General features: G+C 57.8%; 16 protein-coding genes. 5 read left to right on the forward strand and 11 right to left on the reverse strand.

The window, feature by feature from the left end:
• Positions 1 to 238: 238 nt before the first annotated feature.
• Entirely contained in the window at positions 239 to 781 is a 543-nt protein-coding gene (locus tag BN3659_RS02285) for a ferritin-like domain-containing protein (RefSeq protein ID WP_091534238.1), read from the reverse strand.
• A 136-nt stretch (positions 782 to 917) separates the two neighbouring features.
• Positions 918 to 1,643: an acyl-[acyl-carrier-protein] thioesterase gene (locus BN3659_RS02290; protein ID WP_091534240.1), complete on the reverse strand. Its 726-nt coding sequence runs from the start codon at positions 1,641 to 1,643 to the stop codon at positions 918 to 920.
• A gap of 426 nt (positions 1,644 to 2,069) precedes the next feature.
• Here BN3659_RS02290 and BN3659_RS02300 point away from each other — a divergent pair, with 426 nt between their 5' ends.
• The 5 genes from BN3659_RS02300 (at position 2,070) to BN3659_RS02320 (ending at position 9,152) form a co-directional block, all read left to right on the forward strand.
• Positions 2,070 to 2,681, forward strand: coding sequence for a hypothetical protein (locus BN3659_RS02300; protein WP_091534242.1), 612 nt, complete (start codon positions 2,070 to 2,072; stop codon positions 2,679 to 2,681).
• Between the two features lie 211 nt (positions 2,682 to 2,892).
• Complete coding sequence (locus BN3659_RS02305) at positions 2,893 to 3,612, forward strand: DUF2975 domain-containing protein (protein WP_091534244.1); 720 nt, start codon at positions 2,893 to 2,895, stop codon at positions 3,610 to 3,612.
• Between the two features lie 54 nt (positions 3,613 to 3,666).
• A complete protein-coding gene (locus BN3659_RS02310; protein ID WP_091534246.1) occupies positions 3,667 to 3,900 on the forward strand; it encodes a helix-turn-helix domain-containing protein in 234 nt (77 codons plus the stop codon).
• A gap of 34 nt (positions 3,901 to 3,934) precedes the next feature.
• The gene (locus tag BN3659_RS02315; protein ID WP_253181051.1) at positions 3,935 to 6,775 is read left to right on the forward strand and encodes a M16 family metallopeptidase; all 2,841 of its coding nucleotides are present in this window, start codon (positions 3,935 to 3,937) and stop codon (positions 6,773 to 6,775) included.
• A 319-nt stretch (positions 6,776 to 7,094) separates the two neighbouring features.
• Positions 7,095 to 9,152, forward strand: coding sequence for an LTA synthase family protein (locus tag BN3659_RS02320; RefSeq protein ID WP_091534249.1), 2,058 nt, complete (start codon positions 7,095 to 7,097; stop codon positions 9,150 to 9,152).
• A 1,114-nt stretch (positions 9,153 to 10,266) separates the two neighbouring features.
• Here the strand turns inward: BN3659_RS02320 and BN3659_RS02325 are convergent.
• The 9 genes from BN3659_RS02325 to BN3659_RS02365 form a co-directional block, all read right to left on the reverse strand.
• Complete coding sequence (locus BN3659_RS02325) at positions 10,267 to 11,475, reverse strand: DUF5689 domain-containing protein (protein WP_091534251.1); 1,209 nt, start codon at positions 11,473 to 11,475, stop codon at positions 10,267 to 10,269.
• Between the two features lie 34 nt (positions 11,476 to 11,509).
• Complete coding sequence (locus BN3659_RS02330) at positions 11,510 to 14,332, reverse strand: TonB-dependent receptor (RefSeq protein WP_091534253.1); 2,823 nt, start codon at positions 14,330 to 14,332, stop codon at positions 11,510 to 11,512.
• 23 nt (positions 14,333 to 14,355) lie between these two features.
• The gene (locus tag BN3659_RS02335) at positions 14,356 to 15,384 is read right to left on the reverse strand and encodes an endonuclease/exonuclease/phosphatase family protein (protein ID WP_091534254.1); all 1,029 of its coding nucleotides are present in this window, start codon (positions 15,382 to 15,384) and stop codon (positions 14,356 to 14,358) included.
• Positions 15,385 to 15,480: 96 nt separating this feature from the next.
• On the reverse strand, positions 15,481 to 16,647 hold the full coding sequence (locus tag BN3659_RS02340) for a DNA/RNA non-specific endonuclease (RefSeq protein WP_171847677.1): 1,167 nt from the start codon (positions 16,645 to 16,647) through the stop codon (positions 15,481 to 15,483).
• 107 nt (positions 16,648 to 16,754) lie between these two features.
• Positions 16,755 to 19,109 (reverse strand): BACON domain-containing protein, encoded by a 2,355-nt coding sequence (locus BN3659_RS02345; protein ID WP_141682459.1) that lies wholly within the window; start codon positions 19,107 to 19,109, stop codon positions 16,755 to 16,757.
• A gap of 228 nt (positions 19,110 to 19,337) precedes the next feature.
• Complete coding sequence (locus BN3659_RS02350) at positions 19,338 to 19,787, reverse strand: DUF4293 domain-containing protein (protein ID WP_091534259.1); 450 nt, start codon at positions 19,785 to 19,787, stop codon at positions 19,338 to 19,340.
• Between the two features lie 5 nt (positions 19,788 to 19,792).
• Entirely contained in the window at positions 19,793 to 20,752 is a 960-nt protein-coding gene (locus tag BN3659_RS02355; protein WP_091534261.1) for a glycosyltransferase family 2 protein, read from the reverse strand.
• Between the two features lie 4 nt (positions 20,753 to 20,756).
• On the reverse strand, positions 20,757 to 21,311 hold the full coding sequence (locus BN3659_RS02360) for a DUF4199 domain-containing protein (RefSeq protein WP_091534262.1): 555 nt from the start codon (positions 21,309 to 21,311) through the stop codon (positions 20,757 to 20,759).
• Between the two features lie 24 nt (positions 21,312 to 21,335).
• Positions 21,336 to 21,938 (reverse strand): L-threonylcarbamoyladenylate synthase, encoded by a 603-nt coding sequence (locus BN3659_RS02365; protein WP_091534264.1) that lies wholly within the window; start codon positions 21,936 to 21,938, stop codon positions 21,336 to 21,338.
• Between the last annotated feature and the right edge of the window lie 14 nt (positions 21,939 to 21,952).

The following is a 21,952-nucleotide window of genomic DNA, read 5'->3' on the forward strand; positions in this document are numbered from 1 at the left end:
AGCAAATAAATTCGTTTTTGTCGGGCAGGGATGTCCAAGGGCGCCACAGCAGACACGAAAAAGGGCTGTCCAACAACTCTTAGACAACCCTCTTCCATACGGGAGTTTTCCCGGACAGACAATTCTCAAAAGAGCAAAACAACTTGTCAGACTGCCCCGGATCTTCCGAGACCGCCGAAGATGCCGCATACTCCGAATCCGGGAATATTTTCGGGTCGGCGCCCCGCCAGCCGCGGCGTCAGTCCTCCTCCTTGTACATCTCGGGGTGCCCGGCCTTCTTGCTGTTGGCCTTGCTGCCTGCGATCGACTGCATCAGCAAATACTCCTTCGGTCCGTAGTCGATGAAATTCTGGAGCTCGGTGCGGAACAGGTCGTGATGCTGCTCCTCTTCGACGATCGTATCCTGAAAAAGCTTGTGCGTTACGGCATCCTTGTGTTCGGACGCAGTGCGCGACGCCATGTTGTAGCTCTCGATGGTGTTCGCTTCGAGCTCCATGCAGAACTTCAGCCCCTCCTGCACGTCGTGGATCTGACGGGTCTTGAACGCGGGGTTCATATCGACGTCGCCCTGCAAGTACATGATGCGCTCCGAAAACTCCTCGATGTGGTGCATCTCGGCGATCGAAATCTGGCGCATCATCCGTGAGAGATATTCGTAACCGGCGTCTTCGAACCGCACATGAAAGTACATGTACTGCATCGAGGTGGCGATCTCCTTGGCGATGGCATCGTTCAACAGGTCGATGCTCTCCTGAAACTTGTTCTGTGATTTTTCTTCCATGATAGAAAAGGTTTTGCCGCATTCACCGCAAAACCCGTTCCACATTCGCACCGCCCGTCCCTGCGCGAAGTCCGGATTCCGTTGCAGGCGGGCCGCCGCCCGCCGGCGCTTCGGCCCGCCCGGACAGACGCAGCTCCTACCGCCACTCGACCGACGCGCGCACGGCCTCCCGCTCTTCGTTGCGGATCGAAAAAAGCCACGTATCGCCCTGCCGCTCCCATCCGACCGTGAGCTGCTGGCCGTAGCGGCATTCGTGCAGAAAGTGAATGTCCAGCCGCACGGCCCGCTGCGAAGCGAGCAAATCGAGCGGCATCGCATCGAACAGCAGGTCGATGTAGCGCATCGTGTTCATATGACGGTTGAAGTCGATGTCGCTGTACGCGACGCGGTGTTCCGCCGTTGCGACGGGCGTAACCGACAGAATCTTGCGGGGTTTCTCAGCCGGCGAAGGCGCGTCGACGATCGCATCGGCATGCTCGCGTCCCACGCCCGACAGATCGACCGCCGCGCGGCTCGCAAGATCGAGCATCGCCCACTGCGTTACGGCGCGGCCGAACTCCTCGCCCGCGGCATCCGCGAGGGTGAAGTTTCGCGTCGAGAGCACCCGCCCGTAATCGCTGATCCACGTCGCGATGCGGTAATCCGTGTACTGCCCGGGGCGGCGGTCCAGCTCGAAGGCCATGCGCGAAAGTACCCACGAATGGTTCTGCCGGTTGAGCGCATCGACGCCGAATCCCTTCCGGTGGGCGTCGAGCCCCGCCGTATTGAGCACGGCGCTGCCCAGTGCCGACACCGTCGCACACAGCGTAAAATCGACTTCCTGCGGTTCTACGCGGTAGGTATAAACACTTTTCTCTGCCATAATCTTTCTGTTAGCCGATCATCCGTTCCGACCGTACCGGCCACAGGGGTCTGTTCTGCGGGCCGGACCGTCTCCGGCCGTGCGACACCGCCCGTCCATCCGGCCGCCGGTGCGGCGAAAGGATATGATCGCGTTCCGTTGCGGGGCCGCAGGGCCGGCTTCCGTCCCGTCGGGCAGACCATCCGTCCGATCCGCAGAGCTCTCCGAGCGCCCCCTTTCGGGCAAAGATACGAAAAGTCGGGCGCAAAAACGAACAAAATTCGTTTTTGCCGAGACGAAGCCTCCAAAGCGAAGCCGAAGATACGGAAATTCCGAGAAAAACATCCGAAGATGCGTCCCGAAAACCCGCGACACATGTGGCTTTTCGGGAAATAAACACTACATTTGCGATCATAAAGAACAACCGATCCACCAAAGAACACGATCATGGATAAGAAAACACTCGATTTCGCACAGACGCTTCAGGACGCATTCGTTCTGGGTGTCAAAAACGCCCCTTCGCTCCTCGCAGCTCTCCTGTTGTGGCTCGTTACGCTCTGGATACCTTATATAAATGTAGGCACGACGATCGCCCTCACCCTGTTGCCCGCCGAACTGGCGAAAGACAGGGTCTACAATCCGCTGGATATTTTCGCCTCGAAATGGCGGCGCTACATGGGCGAATTCTTCATGACTGCGGGGCTTCAGATTCTCCCGCTGCTGATCGCGTTCGCGTTCCTCTACATTCCGGGCATCGTACTTTCGATCGCATGGTCGCTCTCCTTCCTCTTCCTCATCGAGAAGGACAAGAACCCCGTGCAGGCCATCAAAGCGAGCAACGACGCCACCTACGGCAGCAAATGGATGATCTTCTTCGCCTCGCTCACGATCGGCTTTTTCCTGCTGGTCGTCTGCGGCATCCTGCTGGGCTGCTGCACGCTCATCGGCTCCGAAACGCTTTTCGTCGTCGTGCTGATTCTGTGCATCATCTTCGCCTTTGCAGTCGGCACAGGCACGAACGCTTCTATCTGGAAACAACTGAAAGACAACGCGGAATGACCCGGCGCGATTCGTCGGACTGCGCAACGGCCTTCGGGCCGTTTTTTTCGTCCGCGATTTTTTATCGTAAAACGATAAATATTATTTGTTTTTCGAAAATATATTTTTAACTTTGCAGAAGCTAAATTTCCGTTCGGCAGAGACGTGTGGCATCCGATTCCGTTCGCGGCCCGCGCCGTCCCCGCCGAAATACAAACGAAAACCGGCGGATATGCAAAACAAGAAATCGCTCCTGCAACGAATGCTCGTGATCTACATCACCTTTTTCGTCGTGCTCGCGGCAGGGCTCGCCCACAGTCTTTGGCCCAATTTCTCGAAGGGCTATACCGAAGGGGCGGTGCTGGGGCAGGCCATCGCCCGCAACTGGGCCGAAGGCGCTCCGCGCGAGATCTTCATGCTGGGCGAAGTGCCTTTGAGCTCCAAACTCGCATTCCCGATCGAAGGGCTGGACACGCTTTCCGACATTCGCATCGCTCCGACCGTGCAGCATCTCAATCTGACGGTCGATCTCCCGGCCGATCCCGACGCCGATCCGATGGGGCTCGCCTTCAACGCCATCGGCGGCAGCCCGTGGTTCTATCTGCTCACCATGCTCGAAATGCTGGCCTACATAGCGGTCATCGTACTGATGTTCCTCATCATCCATTCGATCCGCCGCTCGATCCGCGAGGAGCGGACGCTCGACCGCCGGAACGTCTGGTTTCTGCGGACGATCGGTTTTCTGACGATTTTCGCGGAGCTGAGCACCGACTTCACGGCATGGTGCATGAAAAGCCGTGCCGCCGAACTGCTCGCCGGCACGGACATCGGCGTGGATACGACCTTCACGGTCTCCTACTCGACGATCATCATGGGCATCCTGATTATCTTCACGGCCGAAGTTTTCGCCGTCGGGCAGAATCTGAGCGAGGAGCAGAAACTTACGATTTAAGAGAACCGGCATGCAGGAATACACACATATCACGGAATCAACGGGGGGGGGAACATGTCGATAATCATCAACATAGACGTCATGATGGCCAAGCGCAAAATGTCTTTGGGCGAGTTGGCGGAACGTGTGGACATCACTCCCGCCAATCTCTCGATCCTCAAGAACGGCAAGGCCAAGGCCATCCGGTTCTCGACGCTGGAGGCCATCTGCCGCGAACTGGAATGCCAGCCCGGGGACATCATCGAATATCGGCCGGACGAGCCGCATGAACAGAAACCCAGTAAATAAACAGTATACGCAAACCAATTTAAAACCGGAATCTATGAGAAAACTATTGATGGTGGTTGCCGCCGCGTTCCTCTCGATGTCGAACGCACAGGCACAGCTGAATCCGATGGAGCCCATACCGGCGGACAAGGAAGTCCGCATGGGCAAACTCGACAACGGGTTGACCTACTACATTCGCCACAATGAAAAGCCCAAGGGACAGGCGAGCTTCTACATCCTGCACGACGTCGGCGCCATACAGGAGGCCGACAACCAGCAGGGTCTCGCACACTTCCTCGAACACATGGCTTTCAACGGAACGAAAAACCTGCCGGGCAAGCAGATGCTCGAATATCTGGAGACGGTAGGCGTGAAATTCGGATACAATCTGAACGCTTACACGACGTGGGACGAAACTTCGTACATGATCGAAGACGTTCCGACCTCGCGTCAGGGCATCATCGACACGGCGATGCTCATCCTGCACGACTGGTCGCACTTCATCGCCCTCCAGCCCGAGGAGATCGACGCCGAGCGCGGCGTGATCTCGGAGGAGCTGCGCACGCGCGACGGTGCCGGCTGGCGTTCGGCCATCAATATGGTGAAGCATATCGGCAAAGGCACCAAGTACGAAGTCCGCAACGTGATCGGCTCGCTCGAAGGTCTGAAGAGTTTCTCCTACTCGGACATCGAAGACTTCTACCACAAGTGGTACCGCCCCGACTATCAGGCCATCGTGATCGTGGGCGACATCGACGTGGACAAGACCGAAGCGGACCTGAAAACCCTGATGGCGGACATTCCCGCACCCGCGGCAGACGCTCCGACGAAAGAGACGATCGTGGTGCCGGACAACGACGAACCGATCATTTCGGTGTTCACCGATCCCGAGATGACCGCCACGACAGGCTCCGTGTTCATCAAGCGCCCCGCCATGCCCCGGGAGGCGAACGGTCTCGTACTGCGTGAGATGCAGGACATTCTGCTCAACTACATCACGCTGATGCAGAACGCCCGCTTCGAAGAGATCGCGCAGCAGACCGACGCCCCGTTCCTCAACGCGAGCATGGGCAACGGCAGCATCGGTCTCATCCCGACGCTGGAAGCCACGATGTTCGAGATTAAGACCGAAGACGGTCAGTTCGACAAAGGTTTCGAAGCTCTTCTGCTCGAAATGGAGAAGATCCGCCGCTACGGATACACGCAGGGCGAGTTCGAGCGGGCGCAGAACAATCTGATGCGTTTCGCCGAACGCCAGTACACCAACCGCAACGACCGCCTCAACGGCGAATTCAAAGACGCTCTGATGATGAACTTCCAGAAAGGCTATGCCATCCCCGATGCCGAATACGAATGGAAGCTCGACAGCACGCTGATCACGACGATCACCGTCGACGACATCAACACGGTCTGCCAGCAGATGATCCAGCCCAAAAACTGGGTGGTCGTGGTCAACGCACCCGAGAAAGAGGGAATTGACAACCCGACGGAAGCGGAAATCCTCTCGATGATCGAGAAAGCCCGCACCGCCGAAGTCGAAGCCTATGTGGACAATGTGGTGAAGCAACCGCTGATTCCCGACGAAAAGGCGCTCAAGGGCTCGCCCGTGAAACAAGAGTCGTTCAACGAAGTGCTCGGCACGACGGAATGGACGCTCAAGAACGGTGCGAAGATCATCGTGAAGCCGACGACCTTCAAAGCCGACGAGGTTCGTCTTGCGGTCGAAACCCCGGGCGGCACTTCGATCCTCAGCGACGACGAATTCTACACCGCCGAGCTGATGGCCGGCATCCTGCAACAGTCGGGTATCGGCAACTTCCCGGCCACCGAGCTGCGCAAACAGCTTTCCGGCAAGACCGCGCAGGTCGGGTTCTCGGTCGACAACTACTCGCACGGGCTTTGGGGCTATGCTTCGCCCAAGGACCTCGAAACGATGCTTCAGCTCGTATACCTCCACTTCACCTCGCCCCGTTACAGCGAAGACGACTACAACACCTTCATGAAAAAGCTCCGCGCACAAGTGGAGAACCTGCTGAAGAACCCGGATTACATCGTGCAGGACAAGGTGATGGAGACCGTGTACGACAATAACCTCCGCAGGCAGATGATCTCGCCCGAGATTCTCGAAGGCGTGAAATTCGAGGAGCTCGAACCGATCCACGACAAGCTCTATGCCGGTGCCAACAACTTCACGTTCACGTTCGTGGGCAACGTCGACCTCCAGACGCTCAAGCCGCTGGTCGAGAAATACATCGGTTCGCTGCCCGCCACCAAGGAGAAGATGAACTTCAAGGACGACGGCGTACATCCCGTTACGGGCGAAGTGGTCAACGACTTCCGCACTCCGATGCAGCAGCCCAAGGTTTCGGTATGGTACTATTTCACGGGTAAAGTACCCTACACGATCGAGAACCGCATGAAGATGACGTTCCTCTCGCAGGCACTCAACTCGCGCTACCTGCAATCGGTACGCGAAGAGAAAGGCGGTTCGTACGGCGTACAGGTAGGCGGCATGTCGACCTACGCTCCCGACGAAAACTACACGCTCATCGTGATGTTCGACACCAACGAACAGATGGCCGACGAGTTGATGGAGATCATCACCGCCGAAATCCGCAAGATCGCCGAAGAGGGTCCTCTGACCGAAGACGTGGAGAAAACCCGCGAATATCTGGCGAAGGAGTGGAAAATCGGTCTGGAGCAGAACGGCACGTGGATGGACTACATCGACAAGTATTATACGAACGGTCTGGACTACCTCTCCAACTACGAGAATGTCCTCAATAACCTCACCAACGAGGACATCCGGCAGTTCGCACAGAAGATCCTCGACGACGGCAACATGGTCAAGGTCGTCATGCGGCCCGAAGCCGCCGAGGCTCCTGCGGCCGAATAGGGGTCTATTCCATAAAATTCGCAAGAGGCTGTCCGCGATTTGTCGGACAGCCTCTTCGTTTGCGCATGTCCGTATTCTCCGACAGCGCGTCCCTACCGCACCGCGAAAAGCCTCCGGCCGTACAGCGCACCGACGCCGGCATACGACAAACGCCAGCCGGAACCGTACCCCGACAGCGATCTCTGCCCGTTCACGCGGCCCGAACCGGAAAACCCTGCGTGCGCCTCGCAACGAGGCGTAAAAACCGGACAGAGCGCCCCTTCCTGTTGCTATTTCGCAGAAAAACCGTAATTTTGCACGGACAAAAAACGACACCCTTATGCAAAACGGTTTCCGCCTGTTCGGGCGCCTCTACCTCAAATTGGTCCTGCTGACCCTCGCGGTCGAAACACTCGTGCGCATCGTACTGCTGTTCAACGAACAAACCACCGACCTCGGCTTCACGTTCGGCGAATGGCTGCAAGTCTTCCTGCTCGGAGCGCTGAACGACCTCGCGGTCGCCACGCTGGCTTTCGCGTTTCTGTGGCTCTATACGCTGAGCGTCGGATCGGGCAAGTTCCGCAGCCCGTGGGGTTATCTGCTGCTGGCGATTCTGGCGGGGACCTTCTGTTACGTAACGTTCGGACACACGGTTTTCGACGAGTACGGCAGCGTCGTACCGGCCATCGCGTCGGGGCTTCTGGGCTATTGGACCGCCAGCTTCGCGCTGCGGCTCTTCGTTCCGTCCATCCGCAAAGGCTGGTCGCAGACATGGCTGGCCATACTGCTCGTCATTTATGTCGGGCTCATCCTGTTCAACGGCCTGTGCGAGTACTTCTTTTGGAACGAATTCGGCGTGCGCTACAACTTCATCGCCGTCGACTATCTGGTCTATACGAACGAAGTCGTGGGCAACATCATGGAGTCCTACCCCGTCGTCCCGATGCTCGCCGTACTGCTGGTCGTTACGCTCGTCGTCGCGTGGCTGCTTTTCCGGCACGACGTAAAGTGCACCGACCTGCTACGGGGCGCCCGCTGGAAGGGCCTCGCCGTACCGGTTTACCTCGCGGCAGCCGCCGCAGCCGCCGGGCTGTTGTCGTTCAACACCCGTTTTCAGAACAGTGCGAATGCCTATGTCAACGAACTGCAAGCCAACGGCCTCTACAAGTTTTACGACGCTTTCCTGAAAAACGAACTCGACTACAAACAGTTCTACCGCACGATGCCCGACGCCGCGGCCGAAGCCATCGTCCATGCCGAATACGGCAGCACGGCGGACAACCTGCGGACGGTCGCCGGCCGCGACAACGCTCCGCAGCGCAACATCGTGCTCATCACGCTCGAAAGCATGAGCGCCTCGTTCATGGAGCGGTTCGGCAATGCCGACCGGCTCACGCCCGTGCTCGACTCGCTCTACGGGCGGAGCCTCGCCTTCGACCGCGTATTCGCTACGGGCAACCGCACGGTCCGCGGATTGGAGGCCGTAACGCTCTCGCTGCCGCCCTGCCCGGGTCAGAGCATCATCAAGAAGAAAAACAACGCCGGCATGCACTCCACGGGCTCCATACTCCGCGACAAAGGCTACAAAGTACGCTACTTCTACGGCGGCAACAGCTATTTCGACAACATGGAGACCTTCTTCGGCGGCAACGGCTACGAAATCGTCGACCAGCGCCAGTATGCACCCGAAGAGATCACCTTCTCGAACATCTGGGGCGTATGCGACGAAGACGCCTACCGGAAGGTCATCCGGACGCTCAATGCGGACGCCGCCACGGACCGCCCCTTCTTCGCCCACGTGATGAGCGTCAGCAACCACCGGCCTTTCACCTACCCTGCCGGCAAGATCGCCATCCCTCACGATTCGAAATCGCGGGCCGGAGGCGTGATGTACAGCGACTACGCCCTCGGAGAGTTCTTCCGCGAAGCGGCGCGGCAACCGTGGTTCGCCAACACGGTCTTCCTCGTTACGGCCGACCACTGCGCCTCCAGTGCCGGAAAGACCGAAATCCCGCTCGACAAATACCACATCCCCGCCTTCATCTTCGCGCCGGAGTTCGTCGCACCGGCCGTCGTGGAGCGGACCGTCTCGCAGATCGACCTGATGCCCACGCTCTTCTCGCTGCTGGGACTGGGATACGACTCCCGTTTTTACGGCCGCGACGTCCTCTCGGACGATTACGAGCCGCGCGCTTTCATCGCCACCTATCAGGACCTCGGCTATCTCGAAGACGACATTTTCACGGTACTCTCGCCCGTCGAACGTTTCGAACAGTTCCGATTGGCACCCACGGCCGCAAACCCCTTCGACATGCAGCCGCTCGACACCACGGACCATCGGATGCTCGACCGGGCCGTAGCATTCTACCAGACCTCCTCGGAGTGGAATAAACGGTAGCGCCGCCGTTGCCGCAGGCCGCTCCCAAGGGAGGAGCCGCACCCCGAATTGTCCGGCGCCGTTCGCGAGACGGGCCCTGTCGGGCGAACGCAAAAGCGCGCTTCGCATCCGTTCCGACTGCACCCGGCACGCAAACGGCCCTGCTGTCCGCACGCCCGCCATCGCTCCGTCCTCATGCCACACTCTTCGCATGGGTACACTCTCTCCTGCATCCAACGCACGGATTTTAACATCCTACGTCCCGATTTACTTCCTCCGAAGTCGGCGGGACATTTCGGAAACCGTCGGTTTAAAAGCGCCGGAAACGGGACCGGGTTCCGGCACACGGAACGGTGCCGTTCGTACTGCGGCAGATCGGCGAGCAACGAACAGCCCGCAATTTGCCCCCGCAACGGCGCACGCCCCGCGCCTTAGTCGTCCGTTTCGGGCGTAGATCGGCAGGGTCTGCCCTTTCCGCTATCCGGTCGCTTTTCGGACGCTCTGCCACGGGACAAAAGGGACACAAGAAAGACGCGATGTTTCGTCTCTTTGGTCCCCATAAAGAGGGAATCGCAGCTTGCTGAGCCCCTACCCGGGGACAATGCTCCGACGGCGGCTGCCGAAGGCCCCCGGGTTCGCCACCCTCTTTGCACCGAAGAGCGGCCCCTCGATTACCGTTCTCTCGACAACACATGAAAAGCGCATGCTCCGGGCACAGATATGCGCGCAATGCGAGCCGGGCCAAAACGAGGAAACGGTCCCCACGAGGGAGGCGTTCCGTCGGGCCGGGAGCAGGGGCGAACGCAGGTTCGGGCTCCGCCGGGGCGGGAAATGAAAAAGAGATATTCTACATATTCGTCGGGCTCGGCGCAAAGACGCACCACGCCCCGTCCAAAGGTTCCGGTTCGAAAAGCAGCCGCAGAAGACGGGCGATCCGGAACGAACATCCGCTATTCCGAACCCGAAAAAGCAACCGAAAAAAATACGAACGAGAGAGGTCGGCCGGCATACCCCTGCTTCCGACGCTTTCGTCCGTCCGGGAAAGAGGCAGAATTGCGGTACGCATAAAAAAGGGCTGTCTAAATAGCATCAGACAGCCCCTCGTCCCGATTTGCACGGACCCACGTCCGCATCGTCAGTCGATGTCGTCGTCGACATCCGGCGTAACGTACGAATCGGCCGGCGTAAGTGCGATCACCTCCTCTTCGGTGAGGAAGTCGCTCTCGGCGAATTCGAGGTCCATGTAACGGTTCAGCGAAATCTGATAGGTCGCATAGTCGCTGGCTCCACCTTGATATTCGCTTTTCTTCGAATAGATGGCATAGATACCCGTGATGTTGCCCACGGCGCCGTCCTTGACCACCCCGTGGCCCGAGAAGCGCGAATAACCGCTCGTGCGGACCATGTACACGCCCTTGTCCGACGTATAGGTCGCATCGTCGTTGTAGACGAAGCAAACCGAACCGTAGAGGTTCGTATTCTTCTCGCTGAACGCCCAGCGGTACCAAGGCTTGTTGACGATCGGCCGGACGTCCGTGTAGATCCAGCTCGGATAGATCTGCTCGTACGAGCCGTTTTTCAGCGGCGCCGGTTTCTCGTAATCGGGATACTGCTCGGGATAGAGCGACTCCTGCGTATCGACGCCGGCATAGCGGCACTTCACCCCTTCGAAGCGGATCAGCCGTCCGAAGTCGGCTTCGCCCAGCTGCGTGTAGTTCGTCTCGTTCACCACCTTGATGTCGGTGCCGACCACCAGCGTGGTCTCCTCACCGGGCAGCACATGCTCGGCGATCTGCTCCGGAAGTTCGAGGTTCGAATTGGCATAGAACTTATGTTCGCCCACGGCGTTGTACGAGTCCGTCGGACCGTTGCCGATACTGAGCATCATGCGGTAGTTGCCGATGTAGAGCCCCTTGAGCTTCACATAGACCCACTGCGACGGAATCTCGGTCTTCGCATCGTTGTAAGCCCCCATGTGGTAGGTCAGGAAGTTGCCGTTCGTGAGGCGGATTTCGATGCCGCCCGTCTCGTCCAGCAGAAACAGCGACTTGAAGATATTGCCCTCGCGGTCGTTCGAAATCACCTTGCCCTTGATGTAAATATCCTCATCGAACTGATAGTATTTCGTATCGTTCCAACTCGAATTGCTGCCCGTGCCGCTCAGCCCACCGAATTTGTCGGTGAAGATCTGCTTCACCTCTGCGATCGTACGATGGGACGCACCCGTCGCATCGACCTCGTCCTGTGTCCAGATCTTCGCAGGAGCCGGATTATCGAAATCATTGTAGCAGCCGGCGAAGAGAGCGGCCGCGACGAGCATTGAAACTATTTTGGTTGTTTTCATAGTCATTGTACGTATATAAGTTCGGTTCCCCCGGTTAGAAGCGGAAATAAACGTTCAGATAATAGGTCGTTCCCAGCATGTAGAAATACTTCGACGGGAAGCGGAAGTAATGCGTAACGGACGGGTCGGACGAAGTGGGGATACGTCCCTTGTACATGCGCATCTGCTCGTAACCGCCCGTACGGATCTCCTGATTGTTGAAGATATTCTTGACTTCGAGGCTGAAACCGAGCGTATAATTACGGTGGATATACCAGTTCTTGCCCAGACTCGCATTGAACACGGCATAGGCCCCGAAGCGCTCCTGACGGCGGATCTCCTTGATCGCATTCAGATCCGAGGCGCCGTCGTTGCCCGTGATGTAGGATTCGACGGCCGTACCCGTGCGGTAGAAGGGGTTCATCGAGAGGTAGAGATCGTTGTAGATGTTGCAGTCGAACGATGCGAACCAGTTGTGCGGCCCGCGATAGTTCAGCCCGACATTGGCGGCGAACTGGGGCGTGCTCTCCACATGGAAGTCCTTCCAGTAGACCTTATCCTTCACCAGCACCTCGGCCCGGTTGTCCGCGATACTGATGAAATCGGGGTTCGAGGTGTACTGATAGTTGCCCCAGCTCAGTGCGCCGTTGAACGAAATGCCGTTCCAGATCGGCACCTGCACGCCCAGTTCCAGACCGTAGTAGCGTTTGTCGATGCCGCTCATGGCGAAGTTGACGAATGCGCTCTCCGTATCGTCGTAGAAGGAGATCACCTTCGACAGGTCGCTCATCTGCGTATAGAATCCCGACAGACGGGCCCTGATGTAGGGCAGATTGAGGTTGTAGGTCAACTCTGCACCGAAGATCTTTTCGGACGAAAGGCCCGGAGTTACCTGATTGCGCGTACGGGCCGAGACGAAGGCCGACTGGAATTTGGGAGCGTCCTGAATCATCGTAACATTCGCCGACAGCGAATGAGCACCCGAAAACCGGTAGTCGAAATTACCCTTCACGCGGTAGGTGAAATAGTCGAGCTTTTCGGAGTTGCCGTAGGAATTGCCGATGAAGAGACCCTTGCGCCAGCGGCCGTCGCGCCACATGGAGGAGTAGCCCGCTTCGCCGCCGACGTTCATCGAGAATGCCCCGAAGGAGATGTCGTACATGGCCCATATTTCGGCCTCACGCAGGTTGGCGTAATAGTCGTAGGAGATTTTGTCGCCCTCCTTAGCGAACTTTGCATGGCCGTTCTTGACGTAATACTCCAGATCGTTCTGATAGGCGAGAATATCCGACCCCATGTCGCGGAGCGCGAACTTGTCGATGTCGTACCAGTAATCGCCGCCCAGCAGGTCCTTCACCTCGTCGTAGTACTCGGTGCGGTTGATGCGCAGCTTCACGCCGCCCACGATCCGCGAGCCGTTCCGGAACATGTGCGACACGTTGGCCACGAAGTTATAGTCCAACTGGTCGGTATGACGCTCCTCGATGATCGTATTCGACGGACGCATGTTGCCGGCGTACTTTCCCTCGGAGGTGCCGGGATCGGGCGTATTCGTATAATTCTGACGATAGAATTTATCCCAGTCCATCCATCCGCTCCATTCGTCGCGGGCTCTCTCCGCCGCCGCAAGCCAGCTTTCGGTGGCTTCGAGCGTCTCGCTCTGCGCCCATTTGAAGAGGAAATAGGAGGGCATGTAACGGTAGTAGTCGGGACGCGGATCGGCGCCGTCCTTCCACGTGAGGGCCGAATAGCCGTTATAGCCGAAACGGAGCGACGTCGCAGCCGACAGGCGCGTGGCGTCGTCGATGTCCCAGTAGTAGGTCAGCATGACGATCGGTTCGTGCGTATTGCGCACGCGCGAGTTGCGCAGTTTGCCGTTCTGATAGCCCACGTTCGGGTTGTAGTAGTTGCTGCCGAACATGTGGTAAGCCTCGTCCGTCGACGCCTGCTGCGCACCGCGCTCGCTGGGCGCCGCCATCACCGTGAGGCCCAGCCGGTGATTCTGCCGGTAGCCGAGCAGTTTCTCCACGGAACCGAAATAGGCGTAGGTGTTGTAGTACACGCCGTCCACATACGAATTGCCGCCCTGACGGGTCGAGAACGAAAGCGCGTAGGACCATCCGTTGTCCAGCGCGCCCGAAGCATAGGAGACCATCGCACGGAAGCGGTACATCGAGTTGGCGTTCACGACGCTGGCACGGAATCCCTTGCGCATCTGCGAAGCGCGGGCGTTGATGTTGGTCATGCCGCCGATGCCGCCCACGCCGAAGTCCGTCGCCGTCAGACCGGCCACGTTCTCCTGATTGCGCGTGGCGTCGTTCAGACCGGTCCAGAGCGACCACGGACCATAACCGGTCATGGCGTCGTTGAACCGGATTCCGTTCAGATAGATGTCCGAATAGGGCGAATCGTAGCCGCGGACATTGAAACGCATCTCGCTGAACTTATACGAAGCGATGTTGCTGAACACGTCTTTCGACGCCGAAAGCGACGAAGGCATCGACTGCGCATCGCTCTCGGTGTCGGTATCGAACTCCGCGAACACGGAGTCGTCGATCATCTGCTGCATGTCGGGCGCGAGGATCACGCTCCGTATGTCCTTCACGATCTTATCCACACGCACGCGCAGGTTCAGCGGCTCGTAGTCCGACGTCTCGAACTTCAGTTCGTAGTCGCCTTTGGGCAGATTCTCGAACGTGAACCGTCCCTCTGCATCCGTCTCCACCGTGATTCCCGAAGGTTCGGCAACCACCTTCACATTACTCAGCGCGACGCGGCCGTCCCGTGAGACGACTTTGCCCGTGATACCGCCGTCCTGCGCCAGTGCCGACACCGAGAACAACGTGAGCAACGATAACAGTAAAATTCTCATCTTCATATATTTTCTGATTTTAACGGTATTTACTTGCCGATATAGATGTACACGGGGAAGTGGTCGCTGTAACCGCCTTGGAAATTGTTGCCCACGAACGTGCGCAGCGGATACCCCTTATACTGCCCCTCCTGCTGGATCATGTAGGGACGACTGAAAATATTGCCGTAGAAACGCGCCTTGGGCGAAGCCTTACGGATCTTGAGACCGTCGCCTGCGACCAGATTCTCCGACACGACGATGTTGTCGAACAGGTTCCATGCGTCCTGATAGGCCAGCGTCCCGTAGCCCGCCTTGAGCACGTTGATGAACGGATTGTAGTAATCGCCCGGCTCCAGCTTGCGGATGTCGCCCTTCGCACCGAGCACTTCGGTGATGCTGTCGTCGGTGGCGTCGTCGTTGAAGTCGCCCATCATCACCACCTTGGTGGCCGGATCGAGCCGCAGCACCGAGTCGGCCGCACGGCGCATGATCTCGGCCGCACGCTCGCGTTTCGGAGCCGACGCCTCCTTGCCGCCCAGCCGCGAAGGCCAGTGGGCCACCATGAAGTAGAAGGGTTCGCCTTCGATCGTACCCCACATCGTTACGATGTCGCGCGTCTTGAAATTGGGCAGCCCCTCCATCGTGAAGGGGATCGGAGCGCTGCCTTCGAGTTCGAATACGTCGGGACGATAGAAAAACGCCACATCCACGCCGCGGGCATCGGGCGAATCGTAGTGCACGATGCGGTAGTTCGCCGGAGCCAGCTTGGGCGTCGCAATCACGTCCTCCAACACCGAACGGTTCTCGACCTCCGATACGCCGATCACGGCGGGATAGTTCTTGTCCAAAGCAGCGATGTCGAACAGCACGCGCTCCAGATTACCGATTTTCTTGTTGTACTTCACCGAGTTCCACTTCTTCGGTCCGTCGGGCGTGAACTCCTCGTCCAATATCTCGGGATCGTTGATCGTGTCGAACAGGTTCTCGAAGTTGTAGAACATCACCTTGTAAGGTTTCTGCGCGAAACCCGCCAGCAGAAGCAGGACGAAAAACCCGCTGAACAGTAGTTTTTTCATAGGTATTTGATATATGATATTGAATTTCTTTCTTCGGTTTCCCGCCTCGGCAATCTTCCGAGCAGAACCCGGACTGTCCTCAGCTCGGCGAAAACGTCAATTCATCTTCCATGCACTCGGATCGTTTTGCCGTTTCACCGCCTCGGCCGCCTCTGCGGGGAGATTGCGGAAAAAGGTGAAGCCGGTCTTCCGCTCCACCTCGGCGATGGACATCGAATATTCGGCCGGCGAGCCCGTCGAGGAGGAGGCGTTGGCGAACCAGAATCCGATCCCCATCAGCTCATCGGCCGTGCACTCCTCGATCCGTTTGCCCGTATTGCCTTTTTTGGTGCGGAGCAGCACCTTCCAGCAATCGGACGGCACGCCGATCACGTTGCCCTTGCGGTCGGTCGTCGTCTGCGAATCGCCGAAGTAGGTTCCCGTTACGACATAAAGCGTATCCTTCACCATATTTTCGCGCACCTTGTTTTCGAGCGTTCCCCACACGCCGCTGTTGAAACGGCTGTTCTGCGGCATCATGTTGGTGGCATAGAAGGTCATCTCGTTGGTCGCGTCCGTACTGTAACGGTCGGCCGACGGACATTGGTGGCCGCGGTCATACCCCGAGCCGTAGGTTTGTATGATATATTGCTGATCCGATTCCGGAATCGTCGGCTGCTGCGTATTCGGATCGTATGCCCACGCATCCGTCCGTTCCGTATTGGGCGTCGTATAGCTCGTATGCAGCGGATAGGCCACCCAACGGGCCACCTTCTTGTCCGCATCGTAGCAGATCGAATAATTGCGCACGTACTTGGAATTGGCAAGCGTCGTATAGTATGTCTTATAGATGTAGCTGGAGTTCTCTTCGTACTGAGGCTGCTCGGCCCACGATTTGTCGTAGGTGGCCGATGAGGTGTACTCCAGCTGAGTCAGCGTCGCTTCGTGGCGGTCTCCGTTCGAGAATTCGACGACTACGGTGGCCTCGCGCACGTCGGGCGTCGTATTTTTCTGGGAATAGACGAAAACGATCGGGGCGATCGTGCCCTCTTTGACCGTTACGCCCGTTTGCTGCTGAGAGAAGGAGAGCCACTGGGTCCCCTCGGCGATCGTCGCTTTGAATGTGAGATCGGCGCCGCCTTCGAGCAGCAGTTGATTGACGGTGGTTTCGCAGTTCACCGTATCGTATCTGAAAACAGCGGACGTGCCGCCTTCGCTCCCGTCGTCGTCTTTACATGCGAATGCCAAGACTGCGGACAACACGACGAGAACGACCTTTTTCATCGTCTCCGGATAAATGTTTCGTAACATCGGCAAGTCCCTTATTAAAAAAACCGCTCCCCGACGGGAACCCCGTCCCGTCGGGAGCGGTTAGGAGAATTACATGTTCTTTAATTGAATTCCATCTTGATACTCATAAACTGAGCATTGTATTCCTTACCGGTAGTCGGATTTTTATCGATATACACACGATATTTCGTACCTGCAGTAGTTCCGGTCAGGTCATAGGTATATTCCAATGGCGCTGTTGTCTTAGACCATTGAACTGCCTCGCCGCCGGCCACAGCCGTATTTGAGCTGTCGTAAATTCCTACGGCAACATTCGTCGATGCACCGGATCGAGTGGTTAAGGTAACTCTGGTCAACGCTTTTCCGGCCACCGAAGGCAATTCGATATATGCACCGGCCTTACCATTGATAATATAAGGTTGTGTCTTTTCTTTGTCAATGTAAGCCATATAATAGCCATTGCCTGTCGAGCCTGCAAAAGTATACTCATACCCTCCGAAAGTGAAGGTCTTTACCTCAGCTGTTTTATTCGCATTCTCCCTCGGGAAATCAGCAGGATAATTTGCCAATACCGAGAAATCTGCTTCGATCGTGGTTACGTCGCCCGAAGTAGCTTTCGCCTGCGCCATAGATACGGTTTTCGTATCCACGGTCTCGGCGCCCTTCATCAGATTCACGGTCAGCGTACCCGTAATGGCTGCGTCCGTCGTATTCGCGGCGGCCGCTACCGTAATCACGTTGCCGTCGACGGTCGGCACGAACTGCGTATTGTCGGAAGCCGCTTGGATCGTATAGGTATCGTCCGTATTGACGGTCGTTACCGTAACGGTCTTGCTTTCCCCGGCTGCGGCGAACGAGAGCGAAGCGGGATCGACTTTCGAGATGGCCGGATCGGTCGAAGGAGTTCCCGATTCAACTGTGATAGCGAGCGTATTGATCATCGTACTCTTATTAGTCATACCCATCGCGTAGCCGGTTACCACGATTTCCTGCCCATTGAGCGAAGCATCGATGGAACCGTCGATCGGATAAGCCAGAGAACCCTGCAGGTTGGTGCCTTCCACAGCGACGTTATAATAGAATCCCGAGATCGTCAATACGCCTGTATACTGAACATATTTTACGACAGGCGCAGCGGCCGCATACGCATCGAAACCTGCACCGTCCAGAACCGTAGGCGCGGGTTGCGTATAGGTACCGTCCGCAATTTTTTCGATTGTCAGACCCGTTTCGGAGAATTGCTTCAATTTGCTGTACGTAGTCGTCGTACCGGACACCTTCACTTTTTGTCCGACAGTGGCATTGTACGATACGACAGGCGTCTCAGTCGTGTTATCCCAACCTAAATAGATGAGGATGATACCGGTATCGTCCTTAACCAGAAAACTGCGGGCATTCACTCCCACGACCGTACCTTCGATCGTATAGGCGCCATTCTCTCCGGCAATCACTTCGGAAATTGTAGACACTTCACCGGGCTGGGGGGGGGTCCCGCCGGCGAGGTCCACGACCGTGCCGCCCAGACCCGTTTCGAGCTTCATGTCGTCCAGACGATAAACCGAGCTTTCGTTAGCCGTGAAACGGATGTAGAGTTCGGAAACCGCCTCCTTGAGCGTGAAATCGGAAGTCGCAGTAACCCAATAAGGCGTCGTTTCGCCGCCGGTGGTCGTATATTCGATGTCGGTCCAATTCGTACCGTCGGCGCTCAACGCGACTTTGAAATTGGCCTTGTCAAACGTGTTGTCGTACACCTCGCCGTTCTTGACCGAACGGCTGCCGATGAACGAAAGCTGCAAATTGGTCTGCTCGGCGGTCATCGTGATCTTGTTGACGACGAAAGTCGCGGGAGCACCGCCGAAGAAGATTTCGTTGTGGCCCGATCCCTTGTTCTCCAGCCCCGAACTCCGCACCGAAGTATTCGAGCCGCTGTAAGTAACCGTGGAAGAGCCGACGCCGGTCTTGTCCCAGCCCGTGTATTCGGCAACGAAGGGTTTGTCGGCGGCCGAATCGTCCTTGCCGCAGGTCTCGGACCAGATGACCTCGTCCACGGGCGGAACTCCGCCCGCCGTCTGGGTGATCTCGATGTTTTTCGAATCGACCTCTTTCTCGACCCCGAAGATGGTCGTGAACACCGTTACCTTGAGCGTCGCCTTGTGTGCCTCGGAGCTCTCGTCGACCGTTACGGTGATGGTCGCATTCCCGCTGCCCGTGAGATCGGGCGTAACGCCCATCCATTCCGACTGCTCCTCGGCGCCGGTAATGGCCCATCGGCCCGTCGTGGTGATGGTGAATGTCTGGCTGCCGCCTTTTTCATCGAAATTCAACTCCGTCGGAGCCACTTCGAGAGTGGGGATGTCGAGATCGTCGCTATCGTCGTTGGAGCAGCTCGTAAAAGCCGTAGCGGCAGTTACGAACATCGCGGCGAACAACAACCGAAAAAGATGTAATTTTTTCATAAAAATTGAAATTAAAAGAGAGTTAAAATAATCCGTATCCACATAGCGTATTCCTAACCGACCTTTCCATAAGCGGGAAAGGATAACAAAATTAGGAAGTATTTTCGAACTAACCAAGATATTCAAAGCGTTTTTGTATGAAGTTACTGTTACAAAGACCGGAACGTACATACGAAAACGGAGTGCGCAAAAACCGTGCACACTCCGTCTGCGGATTCGAATCCGTTTCTAACGTATTCTGTTCAAAGATCTGACGAGCATCTCGTCCCTGAAAATCGCACGCAGTGCGAGCCACGTGAACAGCAGGCACACGAGCGGCAGCGCGATAGCGGGTTTCATCCCCTGAAATTCGGCTTCGCCGTGGCCCCAGAAGTAGCCGACGGCCAGCATCGCCTCCGCACCGGCCAACAGCACCAGTTCGGCCACGCACAGGCGGATCTGCACGAGGCGCCGCTTGTAGAGGAAAATCACCGCGAGCGGCAGCGCACAGGCAAGCGTCAGCAGCAGCCCCGTCCAGATCGGAGGCCGGACGATCTCGCCCGATGCGGACCGGAGCGCAAAAGCATGCAGGGTCAGTTCTTCACCTCCGAGACCGAACCATGCGAGCGGCGCGAAGAGCGTAACGGCCATCAGCGCCGCCACGATGAGCAAATAGAGGGTTTGGATTCGTTGAATCATAGAGGTCAGTTTATCGTTTTGTCGATCAAATAGTTATTCCGTTCGCCCGAATTGCGGTCGATGAGTTCGCCCAGAAATCCGGCGAGGAAGAGCTGCACGCCGAGGATAATCGCCAGAATCGCCAGATAGAACAACGGCTGGTCCGTTACGGCGCGCAGCGGCAGTGCATGCGCCTGTTTATAGAGCTTGGCACCGATGATCCACGCCGTCGTCGCCCCGCCGATGAGGAACATCAGCGTTCCCAGACTGCCGAAAAAGTACATCGGCGACCGACCGAAATGCGCGAGGAACGACACGGTGATCAGGTCGAGGTAGCCCTTGACCATCCGCTCCATGCCGAACTTCGAACTCCCGTACTTGCGGGCCCTGTGCTCGACAATCTTCTCGCCGATGCGCCGGAATCCGGCCTGCTTGGCCAGAATCGGAATGTAGCGGTGCATCTCGCCGTAGACCTCGATCGCCTTCACCACCTTGCGGCGGTAGGCTTTCAGCCCGCAGTTGAAGTCGTGGAGCCGGATGCCGGAGACGGTGCGGGCCGTCCAGTTGAAGAATTTGCTGGGCCAGCGTTTGCCTGCGGGGTCGTGCCGGCGTTTTTTCCAGCCCGAGACCAGATCGTAGCCCTCTTCGAGGATCATGCGCCGCAACTCGGGGATCTCGTCGGGCGAGTCCTGCAAATCGGCGTCCATCGTGATGACGACCTCGCCGCGCGCCTCGGCGAAACCGCAGTAGAGAGCCGCGGACTTCCCGTAATTGCGGGCGAAGCCGACTGCCCGGATGGCGGGGTATCGTCTCTTGAGCCCTTCGATCGTCTCCCACGAACCGTCGTCCGAACCGTCGTCGACCATCACGACCTCGTAGGTGAGTCCGTTCCCGCGCGCCACGCGGTCGATCCACGCCGCAAGTTCGGGCAGCGACTCCGCCTCGTTGTAGAGCGGGATCACGACCGATATGTCCGGTGCCGCCATCCCTTCAAGCGAGGTTTGCGCGATCCTCCCCGTCGTCCCCGCCGGCGAATACGTCGGGATTGCGTTTGGCGAAGGCCGCAACGATCAGTCCGAAAAAGACGCCTTTGATGACCGACCCGAGCACACCGCTGAGAATCAGCCAAATGGGCGAACGCATCATCCGTCGGGCCATCTCCACGGCCATTTCGAGCTGGTCGTCGGTGTAGACGCCCATGCCGGCGACCGCAGCGAAAGCGGTGTCCATCTGCGCTTCGTAGCGGGCTGCGAAGAGCCAGTGCGTCGCCGCGATCTGGTAGGCCCCTTCGAGAATCCCCGAAAAGAGCATCATGCAGAAGATGAACTTCAGGCATTGTCCGTAGCCATACCCGTCGGGACCTCCGCCGTAGAGCGATGCGCGGCGCCGCGTGAAGAGGAAGAGCAGCGTAACGAACACCGCCAGCGAGAGCAGCGTCAGCCACCCGCTCTGAACATACATCGCCGCCACATTGAAGAGGATGGCCGCGAGTGCCATGACCGCGCCGTATTTCGCCGCGTCATTCCACAAATTCGTCTTTTCCATATCGTTTCCGTTTGTATCGTCGTTTTACCGCCATTCGCCCTTGCCTTCGCGGAGCACCTGCGGCTCGTCCTGCGTGAGGTCCACCACCGTGGTCGGCACGATGTCCCCCGCCCCGCCGTCGATCACCAGATCGACGGCCGATCCGTAACGTTCCGCGATCAGCCCGGGATCGGTCGCATAGGCCCGTTCTTCTTCGTCGTCCCGCACGGAAGTGGTCAGCATCGGGCAGCCCAACGCCCCGACCAGCGCCCGCGCGACGGCATTGCGGGGAATGCGGATGCCGATGATCCTGCGCCGTTCGAGCGCCTTGTCCGGCATGCGCGACGAGGCCGGCAGCAGAAAGGTGTACGGTCCGGGCAGCGAACGTTTGAGGATGCGGAACGCCGCATTGTCCACACGGCAGTATGCGGCCGCCTCGGCTATATCCGCGAACACCGCGGAGAAGGTCGTCTCCCTCTTGCCCTTGATGCGGCGCATGCGCTCGATCGCCTTGGGCGAACGGATCGAACAACCGAACGCATAGACGCTGTCGGTCGGATAGACGACGATTCCGCCGCGCTCCAATACGGCCGCCGCCCGGGCGAGTTCGCGCTCCGAAGGGTTTTCCGCATAGATTTTCGTCAGCATACCCGGCAAATATA

This window comes from Alistipes sp. CHKCI003, from assembly GCF_900021155.1.
Lineage (GTDB): Bacteria > Bacteroidota > Bacteroidia > Bacteroidales > Rikenellaceae > Alistipes > Alistipes excrementavium.

Coding starts and splice junctions, on each gene's coding strand:
- BN3659_RS02365 (WP_091534264.1), bottom strand. CDS start 21,938: ATGCTGACGAAAATCTATGCGGAAAACCCTTCGGAGCGCGAACTCGCC.
- BN3659_RS02330 (WP_091534253.1), bottom strand. CDS start 14,332: ATGAAGATGAGAATTTTACTGTTATCGTTGCTCACGTTGTTCTCGGTG.
- BN3659_RS02345 (WP_141682459.1), bottom strand. CDS start 19,109: ATGAAAAAATTACATCTTTTTCGGTTGTTGTTCGCCGCGATGTTCGTA.
- BN3659_RS02285 (WP_091534238.1), bottom strand. CDS start 781: ATGGAAGAAAAATCACAGAACAAGTTTCAGGAGAGCATCGACCTGTTG.
- BN3659_RS02305 (WP_091534244.1), top strand. CDS start 2,893: ATGCAAAACAAGAAATCGCTCCTGCAACGAATGCTCGTGATCTACATC.
- BN3659_RS02325 (WP_091534251.1), bottom strand. CDS start 11,475: ATGAAAACAACCAAAATAGTTTCAATGCTCGTCGCGGCCGCTCTCTTC.
- BN3659_RS02290 (WP_091534240.1), bottom strand. CDS start 1,643: ATGGCAGAGAAAAGTGTTTATACCTACCGCGTAGAACCGCAGGAAGTC.
- BN3659_RS02350 (WP_091534259.1), bottom strand. CDS start 19,787: ATGATTCAACGAATCCAAACCCTCTATTTGCTCATCGTGGCGGCGCTG.
- BN3659_RS02340 (WP_171847677.1), bottom strand. CDS start 16,647: ATGAAAAAGGTCGTTCTCGTCGTGTTGTCCGCAGTCTTGGCATTCGCA.
- BN3659_RS02320 (WP_091534249.1), top strand. CDS start 7,095: ATGCAAAACGGTTTCCGCCTGTTCGGGCGCCTCTACCTCAAATTGGTC.
- BN3659_RS02335 (WP_091534254.1), bottom strand. CDS start 15,384: ATGAAAAAACTACTGTTCAGCGGGTTTTTCGTCCTGCTTCTGCTGGCG.
- BN3659_RS02355 (WP_091534261.1), bottom strand. CDS start 20,752: ATGGCGGCACCGGACATATCGGTCGTGATCCCGCTCTACAACGAGGCG.
- BN3659_RS02300 (WP_091534242.1), top strand. CDS start 2,070: ATGGATAAGAAAACACTCGATTTCGCACAGACGCTTCAGGACGCATTC.
- BN3659_RS02310 (WP_091534246.1), top strand. CDS start 3,667: ATGTCGATAATCATCAACATAGACGTCATGATGGCCAAGCGCAAAATG.
- BN3659_RS02360 (WP_091534262.1), bottom strand. CDS start 21,311: ATGGAAAAGACGAATTTGTGGAATGACGCGGCGAAATACGGCGCGGTC.
- BN3659_RS02315 (WP_253181051.1), top strand. CDS start 3,935: ATGAGAAAACTATTGATGGTGGTTGCCGCCGCGTTCCTCTCGATGTCG.